The organism is Clostridium sp. HBUAS56017 (assembly GCF_007115085.1).
GTDB classification, from domain to species: domain Bacteria; phylum Bacillota; class Clostridia; order Clostridiales; family Clostridiaceae; genus Clostridium; species Clostridium cibarium.
Genome location: NZ_SULK01000012.1, coordinates 22,389 through 34,262, shown reverse-complemented (window position 1 = coordinate 34,262; position 11,874 = coordinate 22,389). Strand labels below are relative to the sequence as shown.

Annotated in this window: 16 protein-coding genes; 15 read left to right on the top strand and 1 reads right to left on the bottom strand. The window is 28.8% G+C overall.

Annotation, left to right across the window (positions count from 1 at the left end; translation table 11 throughout):
• Positions 1-2 precede the first annotated feature (2 nt).
• Both FAY47_RS11360 and FAY47_RS11355 read left to right on the top strand, forming a co-directional pair.
• A complete protein-coding gene (locus tag FAY47_RS11360) occupies positions 3-602 on the top strand; it encodes a phage integrase SAM-like domain-containing protein (protein ID WP_143316833.1) in 600 nt (199 codons plus the stop codon).
• Entirely contained in the window at positions 584-979 is a 396-nt protein-coding gene (locus FAY47_RS11355; protein WP_185966807.1) for a tyrosine-type recombinase/integrase, read from the top strand. Before FAY47_RS11360 ends, FAY47_RS11355 begins: the two co-directional genes overlap by 19 nt.
• A gap of 18 nt (positions 980-997) precedes the next feature.
• Here FAY47_RS11355 and FAY47_RS11350 read toward each other — a convergent pair whose 3' ends face one another.
• The gene (locus FAY47_RS11350; RefSeq protein WP_143316831.1) at positions 998-1,291 is read right to left on the bottom strand and encodes a hypothetical protein; all 294 of its coding nucleotides are present in this window, start codon (positions 1,289-1,291) and stop codon (positions 998-1,000) included.
• An 81-nt stretch (positions 1,292-1,372) separates the two neighbouring features.
• Between FAY47_RS11350 and FAY47_RS11345 the strand changes: the two genes are divergently transcribed.
• From FAY47_RS11345 to FAY47_RS20960, 13 genes are all read left to right on the top strand, one after another.
• On the top strand, positions 1,373-2,398 hold the full coding sequence (locus FAY47_RS11345) for a GH25 family lysozyme (RefSeq protein ID WP_143316830.1): 1,026 nt from the start codon (positions 1,373-1,375) through the stop codon (positions 2,396-2,398).
• Positions 2,399-2,567: 169 nt separating this feature from the next.
• Positions 2,568-3,260, top strand: coding sequence for a hypothetical protein (locus FAY47_RS11340; RefSeq protein WP_143316829.1), 693 nt, complete (start codon positions 2,568-2,570; stop codon positions 3,258-3,260).
• A gap of 406 nt (positions 3,261-3,666) precedes the next feature.
• Positions 3,667-3,867 carry a hypothetical protein gene (locus FAY47_RS20635; protein WP_143316828.1) on the top strand — a complete coding sequence of 67 codons (201 nt, stop codon included), beginning with the start codon at positions 3,667-3,669 and terminating at the stop codon, positions 3,865-3,867.
• Between the two features lie 481 nt (positions 3,868-4,348).
• Positions 4,349-4,534 (top strand): hypothetical protein, encoded by a 186-nt coding sequence (locus tag FAY47_RS11330; protein WP_143316827.1) that lies wholly within the window; start codon positions 4,349-4,351, stop codon positions 4,532-4,534.
• A gap of 210 nt (positions 4,535-4,744) precedes the next feature.
• Positions 4,745-5,344 (top strand): hypothetical protein, encoded by a 600-nt coding sequence (locus tag FAY47_RS11325; protein ID WP_143316826.1) that lies wholly within the window; start codon positions 4,745-4,747, stop codon positions 5,342-5,344.
• 66 nt (positions 5,345-5,410) lie between these two features.
• Entirely contained in the window at positions 5,411-5,641 is a 231-nt protein-coding gene (locus tag FAY47_RS11320) for a hypothetical protein (RefSeq protein ID WP_207706237.1), read from the top strand.
• Positions 5,642-5,753: 112 nt separating this feature from the next.
• Positions 5,754-6,302: an FtsX-like permease family protein gene (locus tag FAY47_RS11315; protein WP_143316824.1), complete on the top strand. Its 549-nt coding sequence runs from the start codon at positions 5,754-5,756 to the stop codon at positions 6,300-6,302.
• Positions 6,303-6,395: 93 nt separating this feature from the next.
• The gene (locus FAY47_RS11310; protein WP_143316823.1) at positions 6,396-7,652 is read left to right on the top strand and encodes an APC family permease; all 1,257 of its coding nucleotides are present in this window, start codon (positions 6,396-6,398) and stop codon (positions 7,650-7,652) included.
• 212 nt (positions 7,653-7,864) lie between these two features.
• On the top strand, positions 7,865-8,647 hold the full coding sequence (locus tag FAY47_RS11305) for a zinc dependent phospholipase C family protein (RefSeq protein ID WP_143316822.1): 783 nt from the start codon (positions 7,865-7,867) through the stop codon (positions 8,645-8,647).
• Between the two features lie 127 nt (positions 8,648-8,774).
• Complete coding sequence (locus FAY47_RS11300) at positions 8,775-9,419, top strand: DUF3862 domain-containing protein (RefSeq protein WP_143316821.1); 645 nt, start codon at positions 8,775-8,777, stop codon at positions 9,417-9,419.
• Positions 9,420-9,704: 285 nt separating this feature from the next.
• Positions 9,705-11,054, top strand: coding sequence for a glucose-6-phosphate isomerase (locus FAY47_RS11295; protein WP_143316820.1), 1,350 nt, complete (start codon positions 9,705-9,707; stop codon positions 11,052-11,054).
• Position 11,055: 1 nt separating this feature from the next.
• Complete coding sequence (locus FAY47_RS11290) at positions 11,056-11,493, top strand: YaiI/YqxD family protein (RefSeq protein WP_143316819.1); 438 nt, start codon at positions 11,056-11,058, stop codon at positions 11,491-11,493.
• 150 nt (positions 11,494-11,643) lie between these two features.
• Positions 11,644-11,874: triple tyrosine motif-containing protein (locus FAY47_RS20960; RefSeq protein ID WP_279232057.1), on the top strand; the 231-nt coding region annotated here is incomplete at its 3' end.

Genomic DNA, 11,874 nt, shown 5'->3' with positions numbered 1-11,874 from the left:
GAATGGTTAACAAACAAGGGATGTTATTTAAGGACTTATGTGAGATGTGTTTTAAAAGGTGTGAAGCAAATGGTGTTTCACATCATACCACCAATGGATACAAGAATATTTTAAAGTATTTCTATGAATATTTACAATATGAAGGTGTATCGGAGGAACTTTATTGTCAAGACTTTACCGCTTATACTTATGAGGATTTCAAGGTACACATAAAACAGGTAAGAAAAGTTAAAGACATTACAGTTAATAGTTATATTAGAAAACTTACCCCAATGCTATCTTACGGAATGGAATTAGGTTACATTGAAAGGTTCCCGTATTCCTATGTTAAACATCAAGAAGTATTTAAAGATATATACATAGAAGAGGAATTGAAATTATTACTTGAAAAACCTTCTGAAAAGGATACTACCAACAGATTTGCAGAGTTTAGAAATTGGGCTATAATAAATTTTTTATTAGGTACGGGTATAAGGGCATTAGAGTTAAGAGAGTTAAAAATAAGTAACGTAGATTTAAAAGAGGGGTTGATAAATCTTTCTCATACAAAGAATAAAAAAACAGACAAGTACCAATTAGTAATGTGTTACACAAGGTTTTAGTTGAATACTTACAAGTCAGAGGTGGTAAATCAAATGACTATTTATTCTGTACTTCTTACGGAGAGAGAATACCAAGAACTACCTTGCAAATGGGTATAACTAAGTATGCTAAAAGGAGAGGTGTATTTAGATATTCATTACATCTATTCCGTCATACCTTTGCTACACTATTCCTAAGAGAAGGTGGCGATATTTATACTCTTAAAAGACTGCTAGGACATAGTAGTTATCGAATGACGGAATATTACTTACACCTTGCTGGCAAGGATTTAAATAACTGCTGGTACTATTATATAAATAGAATTTTTATTACATATATTGACACTTGTGGAACCATTGTAAATACTTATTCTAGAGGGGGATTAGGCCAATTTTGAATGGGTAAAATTTTCAACTTATTTCACAAAATTAAAGAAAAATTTTCTATCTTTTTCTAATAGTTCTTTTAACTTTTTTAATCTGCTTTTAATTATTTTCTTACTAATACTAATTTCCTTGGATAGCTGTCTAATATTAATAGTTCCGTTAGCTTTGATAGAATCTTTTGTATAGGCTAAACCTTCCACTATTTGAGTTATTAAATTAAACTCTTTCAATGAAACGGAATCCTTTATGAACATCAGTATACTATCCACTAAATCTATAATGTTATTACCTTCATCCGTGTTATAAATATCATCATACTTCAAAGCTTGTTACTGTAAATACTGTACAAGCTTAAGAGTGGTTTTCGACTACTCTTTTTTAATTTATTTTATGGAGGTATGATAATGAAAAAATTTAAAAAGAATATAACAATTTTATTAGTAGCTTTTATAGCTGCTTTTTTTATGTCTCAAAATGCTTATGCATTCAAAGAAATTGATATTTCTATGCATAATTGGCAATATAGCAGGATTAATTTTAATGCAGTAAAAAATGATGGCGTGGAAGCAGTGATAATAAAAGCAACACAAGGTATACAATATCAAGATCCATACTTAGAACAAAATTATAATGGTGCCAGAAATGTTGGGATTAAGCATATAGGATTTTATCATTTCATGAGTGAAAGAGATGAATCAACCCCAACTCAGCAAGCTGAGGATTTTTGGAATGCAATTAGATATAAACAATATGATATTATGCCAGTATTGGATGTAGAAACCAACGAATATAAACGTAGTGGATTTGAAGTTACAAATAGATGTTTAGAATTTATAAGTAGATTTAAAGAACTTAGTGGACAAAATGTAATGATCTATACAGGGGGGTTCTTTGGACTTGAAACATTAGATGCGAGAATTAAAAATCAGCCAGCATGGATAGCTCATTATGGGGTTAGTTCTCCTATGTGGACAGGTTTTCCTAATGTAGCAGGGCACCAATATGCTGAACATGGTAATACTTTAGGCATTAGTGGAGATGTGGATATGGACAACTTTACTGATGGGATATTACTAAGTAATAGTAATTATATACCTCAATTACCTACAGATAATTGTTCCACTAGTAATGATAATATCTATAGCCAATTACAAGCCGAATTAAATAGACAAAGATTTAGAGATTATAATGGAAATTCCCTTAATGAAGATGGTATTCCTGGTAAACTTACATTAAGTGCATGTCCTACAGTTAGGGAAGGAGCAAAGGGGAATATTACTCGGTGGATTCAATTATGTGTGGGAGAAGATCCGGATGGTATTTTTGGAGAGAATACTAGAAATGCAGTTAAGTGGTTTCAAGAAAGTCGAGGCTTAAAGGGAGACGGAATTGTAGGAAGATATACATGGCGTGAATTGTTGAGATTATAGCATAATGCAGATGTATAAAAATTTAATATATTAGAAAATAAGACTTGCAAAAACATGGAAGTTATTGTAACATAATAATTGTATTCGCTAGCAATAATTTACACATTTGATAAGAGTTACTTAAGCGAATGTGTACTATTAAAGTGAAAAAAGTGGAAAAATAAGGGGGATGATTAGAAAAATGAATTCATCAATTAAAAAAGTTATTTCAACAACATTGGTAGCAACTATTATATCTGGTACAGTTATTTTAACAAATCAAACATCAGTAAAAGCGAGTGAAGTTAGTACAAATCTACATTCAATATTAAAAATGAGTAATGAAGATGCAATTAAAATCATCGAACAAAACTACTTAATTCGCAATAATGATGGAACTTTCAAGATACATTCAAATGCTGAAAAAGTAATACCACAAGAAAATTTAAAGGTACTTTCTAAAGCTATGAATGAAGTTAACTCTAAAATAAAATCAAAAGAGTTATATTCAACAAAAAGCCTTGATGGAACTATAATTATAGACAAGACTAATACTGGATTAAAAAGATCATATAACGGTCATGCATCAAATTATCGTTGGTTTTGGTGGGGATTTGTTGCTAACCTAGATAAAGCAGGTTCAAATATGTTAATAAATGATCTTGAAGCTTTAAGAGATGCAAGTGGGGCTGTTGGAATATTAGCTGGGTTAGCATCTTGTGGAATAGCTGTTGCAGGAGGTGCTATTAATGCAGGGCTTTGCATTGAATTAATACGTGAAACAAAAAATGCGTTAGCAGAGACAGAATATGGATGCACTATACATTGTTATGGAGCTCCTTCATCAGCTCAAGTATATAAAATAACAGCTCAATATGATTAAATTTTTATTAAGTAGAGTGATTAAATATGTTTCTAAAATGGATTAATATTTTAAATGTGATGTATCTGGTTGTAATTATATATTATGGTAAAGTTTTATATAATACTGTAAAGCATAAATGCAGTATTATAGAATATTTTATTGGTTTCAATATTAAAGTAAATGATCAAAATAAAAAATTAATAATTTTCAGTTCTGCATTGAATATACTATTGATGGCTTCATCATTGTATGTAAATTCAACAAAAGACAACTCACAATTTATCAGTATTTCTTTGTTAGTATTTGCTCTTAATGTATTTTATTGCAAAGAAAAACTAAAAGAATTCAGAAATTAAGGAATACATGAATATGCCGGTAATCTCATACAAAAGGGATTACCGGATTTTTATTTTATGATATTTGCATGATTATTAAGCGGGAATTAAAAATTACTTTGGCTACATTTATTTTAGAAAGCTATTACAATTTAGTTTGTTATAGCTTTGTTCATTTCAAAAAGATTGATATTATATATAAAATTATACTATGCAGAAAGGATGGTGGTAATGAACAAGCAAAGAAATCACAGGGAACTTTATTAAAACTTATAAAGGATTTAAAATAATTATACAATGAGAAAAACGTACTAAAAACGTACTTATAATTTTTTATAAACAGAAAAAATACAATATTATTAATATAATATATATAATAAAAGCAAGGGAAAGCGTGATAAATTAACCTTTGCTTATTTTCCACCACAGAATGGGAATAAGTGAGAGTCAAAATTTTATATTTTGCTACTCGAACTTACTCAGCGAGCGAATGCGAGTCGAGTTTCCTTTGAAAATTAGTAAAAATAATTTAGAGATTTGAAGATAATGAAGTAGTGTATGATTTTTAACTAAAAAGTTAGTTGTCATGCACTACTTTATTTTGCTTATTAGAATACAAATGAGAATATGTATTATCTTTTCATTGCTATAAAAGTAGATACAATATCAATTATGTTTAATAGAGTGAAGTTTTTTATACTACGTTGTGGGATATAATGGTATAATATAAATTGTGTTTTGAATGTATTATTTATTAATAGAGGTGCTTTAATGTTTAAAAAAGATAAAGATGCTAAATATATAATGAAGTATATGCCAATAGGGATGGCCCTTGGGATGTGTTTTGGATCAACATTTGATAATATAAGTAATGGTATGATTGTAGGTATGTTGATTGGATTAATAATTGATTCATTTAATAGCAAATATAGTTATGAAAAGAATAACAAAAAATGATAAGTATAGTTTAATAGAAAAGATAAAAAGAATTCTCAGCAATGGGGATTTTTTTAGTTAAATAAATATGATTATGGATGTTGAAAAAATAAAAGAAATAGTATTCTTAATATGAATTATGCTTAGTAATTTAGTAGTTTTCAATATAACTTCGTGATATATGATGATATAATTGGTATAAATTATTTGAAGCATTAATAAGGGGGAACTATGAAAAAGCTATTCTGGGGAGGAATATTTCTATTAGCATTTGTTTTTATAGGATTCATAATAAATCTGAGTTCATATAAAATTTCAGATGATAAAAAGCAATTAGAAATTTCTATAATGAATTTTGGTAATCCTGAATATTCATTAAGTAACATAAGCAAAGGTATTGAGCAAGATCCTCAAAATGATGCATATGCTGACATCAAGCAGGAGTTGAAATTAGATGATAAGAAGTTTGCTTTATATACTTTGTATAAAAGAATTGGGTTTGCAGCACTAACTAAAGGTCTTAATAATAAATATAAAATTGATTTTACAGAACGTGGCAGTGGATATTTTAGAAATAGGATAATTGAAACAAACAAGGGAAAATACATTATTCTTTTAGGTAAAAATCCTGATATGAAAATTACATATACAAACATACAGTTAGATGGCAAGGAGTATAAAATTGAAATACCACAGCAAGAATATTATATAGTATATTGTAAGGTTCCGAATAGTACACAGGTGAATTTTATTAATATTAACAAAATAAAGCTATTCAATGAGAATGATGTTGATATTACAGATGAGATGATTAGAGTTTTAATTAGATAGAGAATATTTAATATTTAGAAACCAAATATTATAAGTAATTTATTTAATATATGAAAGGATAGCATTGTGGAGGTTGTTGAAGAAATTATTTCAAAAAAGAAAGAGTACAAAGTGGAAATAATAAAACGGACTGATGGACTATTTAGTATTGAAATATTGAGATGGTTTGAAGATGAATGGGATGAACGGTGGACACCAATAAAAAATGATATATCAATAGTAGATACAAAGAAACATGCAATAGAAATTGCTCTTGAAAAATTACGAAATATAACAGGTGAAGATATTATTATTTGAGATGTAGTTTTTATTATGAGTGCAGACTAGCAATTAAACATAAAGTTTATTCGCTATTATTAATAATTTACTTCACTTTTTTTAATTTATAAATTGAAAATGGGAGGATGGAATGAAGGCTTATAAAGTAAAATATTTTTTCGAATATGCAATAAAGAGTTTAAAGAGAAATATTACAACAACAATTGCTTCAATGATTAGCATATCTATAGCTGTCTTTATTGTTAGACTATTTTTATTATATATGTTTTCAGTTAAGGAAATTGCAGAGAAAGAATTAATGTTAATTGGAGTGTCAATGTTCGTTTTAATAATAGGAGTTTTATTATTTTTAATTATTACTATAATTAAGATGTCTATGTTTTGTAGGGAATATGAAATAAGTGTAATGAAAGCTATTGGAGCTACTGATTGGTTTGTTCGATGGATTTTTATTACGGAGGGATTAATTATAGGAATTATTGGGGCTCTATTAGGTAGTATATCGATGTTTACTTTATATGAGGTTCTATATGATAAATTAATAGTTTTCGCAGATTTATTTAATCGTATAGATTCTACATTAGTAAATGAAAGAATGTTATTACAATATGGAATAATTGGAGCTTTTATAGGTATAATTGGCTATAGTATTTCACTGCGAAAAATTCTTAAAAGGTAAATCGAAATTTTCGATAAGACATATCTATAATTTCAATTTTACAAATGAATTTCCCCCTAATATAATAAAAACATGACAACGAGGGGGAGAAATATGAATAAAAAATTAAACACAATTTCACTAAGTGGGTTGATGATAGGGCCTATATTAGGATCAGGTATTGTACTTTTACCACCTATTGCAATTCATATGCTTGGAGATAATGCCATAATAGCATGGATAATAACTATGGTTATGGGGGCTATATTTGCTTACATATTTACAAAAATGAGCATACTAACTTCAAGTAATGAGGGAGTAAACTTAATAGTAGGAGAAAAACTAGGACATAATTTTAGTGAATTATCTTCAAATTATTTGACAGCAGCAGTTTGCTTTGGACCAGTAGCTGTTTTGTATACAGCATCGGGATTTGTTTGTGATATTATTCCTGGAGCTAATAACTATAAGATCTTTGTGGTTTTTGTATTGTTATTGCTTAATGTATTTATACTTATGATGGGAATAACGGCAATGGGAAAAGTGACGTTAATACTTTCTTCATTGACAGGATTTATTCTTATTATTAGTAGTATTTTTAATATATTAGATCAAAGTAGTATAACTTTTCCAAATGCTTTACCACAGGTTACAACACTTGGATCAACTCTTTTATTATTGTTTTGGGCGATTATTGGTTGGGAAGTGATTGGAAACTATGTTGAAGATGTAATTAATCCTGAGAAGACGCTTATGCGGGCTATGAAAATTAGCTTATTTGCTGTTATTTCTATATATATGCTGACCACTTTTGCTTTACAGAACAGTATGAATGGACAAGTTATTACAAAGGATACAGATATTAATGTAAGTTTAATCCTTGTTCCCTTATTCGGGGAAGGGTCTTATATTATTATGGGAATTATAGCAGCAGGCTTGTGTTTTGCAACTTTAATAATGATATTAGGTGCTGTAACAAGACAAATGGCAGCTAGAGCAGAAAAAGGAGCTCTTCCTGCTTTTTTAAGAAAAAATGAGGGAGAGAGATCTCCTAAAAGAGCTTTAATATTATTAACTACATTTCACTGTTTACTTATTTTCCTTATTTATAATGATTTTATAACTGTGGAATGGACTGTACAAATTGCAAATACATTCTTTATTTGCAATTCGTTACTTGGACTTGTGGCTAGCTTAAAATGTGTAAATAGTATTTTGTTAAAGTTATTGGTAACTTTGTTAATCTTGGTACTAATCGTGCTTTTAGCATTCTCTCCATTTGTAGGTTGGCTCTTATTGATCCTAGTAACTATAATGAGTATAGGTAAAAATCTTGGGCATATTATAAATAGATTTCAAAGAGAAAAATAATGTGTAGAAATACATAATAAAGTAGTTACGTTTTTATATTAAGTTAATATATGACGTAGCTACTTTTTGTTTAATTTTGAAATATTATAAGTAAAAATTATGTAAAAAGATTGATTGTATGTAAAATAAAGGGTAAAATTAAATAAGAATAATAGACAATGAACTAATATATGTGAAAATTTAAATTTATTATTTGAAGAAAGGTGAGTTTTATGAAAAAATCAAAGAAACTAATTTTGACTATTGTAACAAGTGTTATAATGATTTTTACTGCTGGACAAGCAGTATCTGCACAGGAAGTTAATACACAAGATTATGTACCAAAAACTTTATCTAGCAATGGACCAAATGATTCTCATGAACAATTTGTTGGACAAGCATTAAAAATTATAGAAAATGACAAGGGCAGTAATGCAGTTATTTTTTATAATGATAATAAGAAATTATTATTAGAATATTGTGATAAGCCTGATTCTGATGAAGCTGATTATGCTTTTGCTTATCATTTTTACAACCCATATACAAATAAAAATTATTTGCCAGCATTTTTATCTGCCTCAAAAATAACTGCGATGACAAAGTTTAAAGAACATATGGGAAATGCTGTGGAAAGTTACAATTCCAATAAAACATATTCTATGGAACAGTTAGGGCGTGCTATACATTTTTTAACAGATGTAAATGTACCTCATCATGCATCAAATATGATAGCTGGATTAAGCAGTCATTCACAATATGAAAAATATATTAGTAAAAACAATAGTTTATTTTTTGTAAATACCAGTGATGCTTATGATAAATATTCTGATTATAGTTTTGATCAATATTGTACTGAAATATTAAATGAGTGTGCTAAAAATGCTTATTCTTATAAGGCTGTTTGTAATTCTTATGATAGCTCAGAGTGGGAGAAGGCAGCACGTCCTACTTTGAAACTTGCACAAGAAAATATAGCATCTTTATTATATAGATTTGAAAAGGAAGTAAGTAAATAATATATCTACAAAAACCGACATGGAAATTATAGGGAAATGTCAAGTAAACTCAATATATCCTATTTATTTACAAACCAAGAAATAAGATGTAAAATAGTATTATACGTAAAAAAAGGATGGGATGTAAGTGAGTAAATCAGAAAAAAAGCCATTTTTTAATAAATGGTGTATTTTGGTAATTGTTGTGTTAGTAATAGGTATTGCTATAGGAAGTCAAAAAGGTAAGGATAAAGATAAAGGTAATGACGTCAGCGTAAGTTCTGAAACTGCTACTGATCAAACAGATTCTTCAGGTAAAAGTGATAATGCTGAAAGCACTGGAGGAACTGAAGATAGTGAAGTAAATTATGACAATTTTTTAAAGATTCAGATGGGACAAAAGTACGAAGATGTTGTTAATTTAATAGGTGAAGGTACAGAAAAATCGTCTTCAGAGATTTCTGGAGTTAAAACAACACTTTACTCTTGGGATGGAAATGCTGGAAGTAACTTAAATGTAACAGTTCAAAATGGGATTGTTGTAGGAAAAGCACAGATTAGACTTAAGTCTGTGGATGCAGGTATAACATTGGAGAAGTTTAATAAAATAAATAATGGAATGACTTATGAACAGGTAAAAGAAATTTTGGGCGAAGGACAAATAATGTCTCAAGATAAGATAAAAGATAATGAATCTATTATGTATGAATATGTAAATTCAGATGGATCAAATGCAAACTTCACATTTATAAAAAATTCATTAACATTAAAGACACAATTTCAATTAAAATAATATTAATATAATGAACTATCTAAAATGGTGAAATAAGATTTTAGATAGTTCATTTTCATGTCTAATAAGATTTAAAGTAAGTATGTAAAGTATTTTATTGCCTAGAATAACTTGCAACATTTTTTATGATTGATAAATTAAACATAAAAAAATAGTTTTTTGTGCAACATAAATAATATGAGTGTTAAAATTAGATAATAATAATGAATTGGTTAAAAAATCTACAATAACTATGATATAATAGGAAGAGTAAATTTCCATTAATAATATTCGGAGGTAATAGTTATGAAAAAAGCATTGACATTTAATTTGTCAAAAACAGCTCCAGTTTTAAAAGAGCATGAAGTAAGTTATATGGGAGAATTAGTTAAAGCGGCTCATGACAAACTTCATAACAAAACAGGTGCTGGAAACGATTTTTTAGGGTGGATTGACCTTCCTGTAAATTATGATAAGGTAGAATTTGAAAGAATAAAGAAGTCAGCAGAAAAGATTAAGAGTGATTCAGATGCTCTTATAGTAATAGGAATTGGTGGATCATACTTAGGAGCAAGAGCTGCTATAGAAATGTTAACACATAATTTCCAAAATTCATTAGATTCTTCAAAGAGAAAGACACCACAAATTTTCTATGTAGGAAATAATATAAGCTCTACTTATATGAGTGATCTTTTAGAAGCTATTGATGGAAAAGATATTTCAGTAAATGTAATATCTAAATCTGGTACTACTACAGAACCTGCTATAGCATTCAGAATTTTTAAATCATACATGGAAAAGAAATATGGAAAAGAAGAAGCTAAGAAGAGAATATTTGCTACAACAGATGCAGCAAAGGGAGCTTTAAAAACTTTAGCTGATGCAGAAGGTTATGAAACATTTGTAATACCTGATGATGTAGGAGGAAGATTCTCAGTTCTTACTCCAGTTGGATTGCTACCAATAGCAGCAGCAGGAATTGATATAGATGAAATGATGAAGGGTGCAGCTGATGCAAGAGAAGTATACTCAAACCCTAACTTAGAAGAAAATGATTGTTATAAATATGCAGCAGCTAGAAATGCATTATATAACAAAGGTAAGACTATAGAAATCCTTGTGAACTATGAACCAGCATTACATTATTTCAATGAATGGTGGAAACAATTATACGGAGAATCAGAAGGAAAAGATAATAAGGGATTATTCCCAGCAGCAGTTGACTTTACTACTGATCTTCACTCTATGGGTCAATACATACAAGAAGGTAGAAGAGATCTTATTGAAACAGTTATTAATGTTGAAAATGTAAGTAAGAAAATCTTCATCGAAGAAACTGAAGATAATTTAGATGGATTGAACTTCTTAGCTGGTAAGGATATGGACTTTGTTAATAAAAAGGCATTCCAAGGAACACTAATAGCACATAATGATGGTGGAGTTCCTAATATGGTTGTCAATGTACCAGAATTGTCACCATATTATTTCGGACAATTAGTTTACTTCTTTGAAAAAGCTTGTGGAATTAGCGGATATCTTTTAGGTGTTAATCCATTTGATCAACCAGGTGTTGAAGCATACAAGAAGAACATGTTTGCATTATTAGGTAAGCCAGGATATGAAGATATGAAGGCTGAACTAGAAAAAAGATTATAATATGAAGATTATTATAGATGGAGATGCTTGCCCAAGCATCTCCGCTATTGAAAAAGTAGCGAAGTCTGAAAATATAGAAGTACTTATTTTTTGCGATATAAATCACTATATAAGTAGTGATTATTCAACTGTTAGGGTTGTAGATAGTGGGTTTCAAAGTGTGGATATGCATGTTGTTAATAATACATTTGAAAATGATATAGTTATTACTCAAGATTATGGAGTGGCAGCTATGTGTTTGCCTAAGAAGTCATTTGTATTAAGTCCTAAAGGATATAGTTATACAGATAAGAATATCGATAGGTTATTAGAAGAGCGACATATTTCTCAAAGAATAAGACGGGGTGGGGGAAAGACTCCAAATCCCAAAAAGAGAAATAAAGAAGATGAAATAAGATTAATAGAGAAATTAAAAAAAATAATAGAGATAAATAAATAACATCAAAGTAATAAGTATATTTTGATGTTTTTTATATTTAACTATTAACTCTAGCTCATAAAAAATGTATAATAAACATGTATATAGGCTAACAATAATTTACATAATATGGTAAAATAGAGAGTATCAAGAATGAAGAGGTGATACTATATGGTTGAACAAGGAATAAAATTTGATAAAGATAGTCCTGGAACAATTAAAGATGAGATTAATATAAAAGCAGATTTTAAAAAGGATAATCTTCAATACAAATTTATTATAGGTAGTGGTGGTATATGGAATACTATTCAGGATTTTTCTGATAAAACTACTTGTATATGGAGGCCTACAGAAGAAGGCAAATACATGGTAATGGTTCAAGCTAAGGAAATAGATTCCGCA

Excerpts from the sequence above, each read along its gene's own strand:
- FAY47_RS11360 (WP_143316833.1), top strand. The coding sequence starts at position 3 with ATGGTTAACAAACAAGGGATGTTATTTAAGGACTTATGTGAGATGTGT.
- FAY47_RS11345 (WP_143316830.1), top strand. The coding sequence starts at position 1,373 with ATGAAAAAATTTAAAAAGAATATAACAATTTTATTAGTAGCTTTTATA.
- FAY47_RS11340 (WP_143316829.1), top strand. The coding sequence starts at position 2,568 with ATGATTAGAAAAATGAATTCATCAATTAAAAAAGTTATTTCAACAACA.
- FAY47_RS20635 (WP_143316828.1), top strand. The coding sequence starts at position 3,667 with ATGATTATTAAGCGGGAATTAAAAATTACTTTGGCTACATTTATTTTA.
- FAY47_RS11330 (WP_143316827.1), top strand. The coding sequence starts at position 4,349 with ATGTTTAAAAAAGATAAAGATGCTAAATATATAATGAAGTATATGCCA.
- FAY47_RS11325 (WP_143316826.1), top strand. The coding sequence starts at position 4,745 with ATGAAAAAGCTATTCTGGGGAGGAATATTTCTATTAGCATTTGTTTTT.
- FAY47_RS11315 (WP_143316824.1), top strand. The coding sequence starts at position 5,754 with ATGAAGGCTTATAAAGTAAAATATTTTTTCGAATATGCAATAAAGAGT.
- FAY47_RS11310 (WP_143316823.1), top strand. The coding sequence starts at position 6,396 with ATGAATAAAAAATTAAACACAATTTCACTAAGTGGGTTGATGATAGGG.
- FAY47_RS11305 (WP_143316822.1), top strand. The coding sequence starts at position 7,865 with ATGAAAAAATCAAAGAAACTAATTTTGACTATTGTAACAAGTGTTATA.
- FAY47_RS11295 (WP_143316820.1), top strand. The coding sequence starts at position 9,705 with ATGAAAAAAGCATTGACATTTAATTTGTCAAAAACAGCTCCAGTTTTA.
- FAY47_RS11290 (WP_143316819.1), top strand. The coding sequence starts at position 11,056 with ATGAAGATTATTATAGATGGAGATGCTTGCCCAAGCATCTCCGCTATT.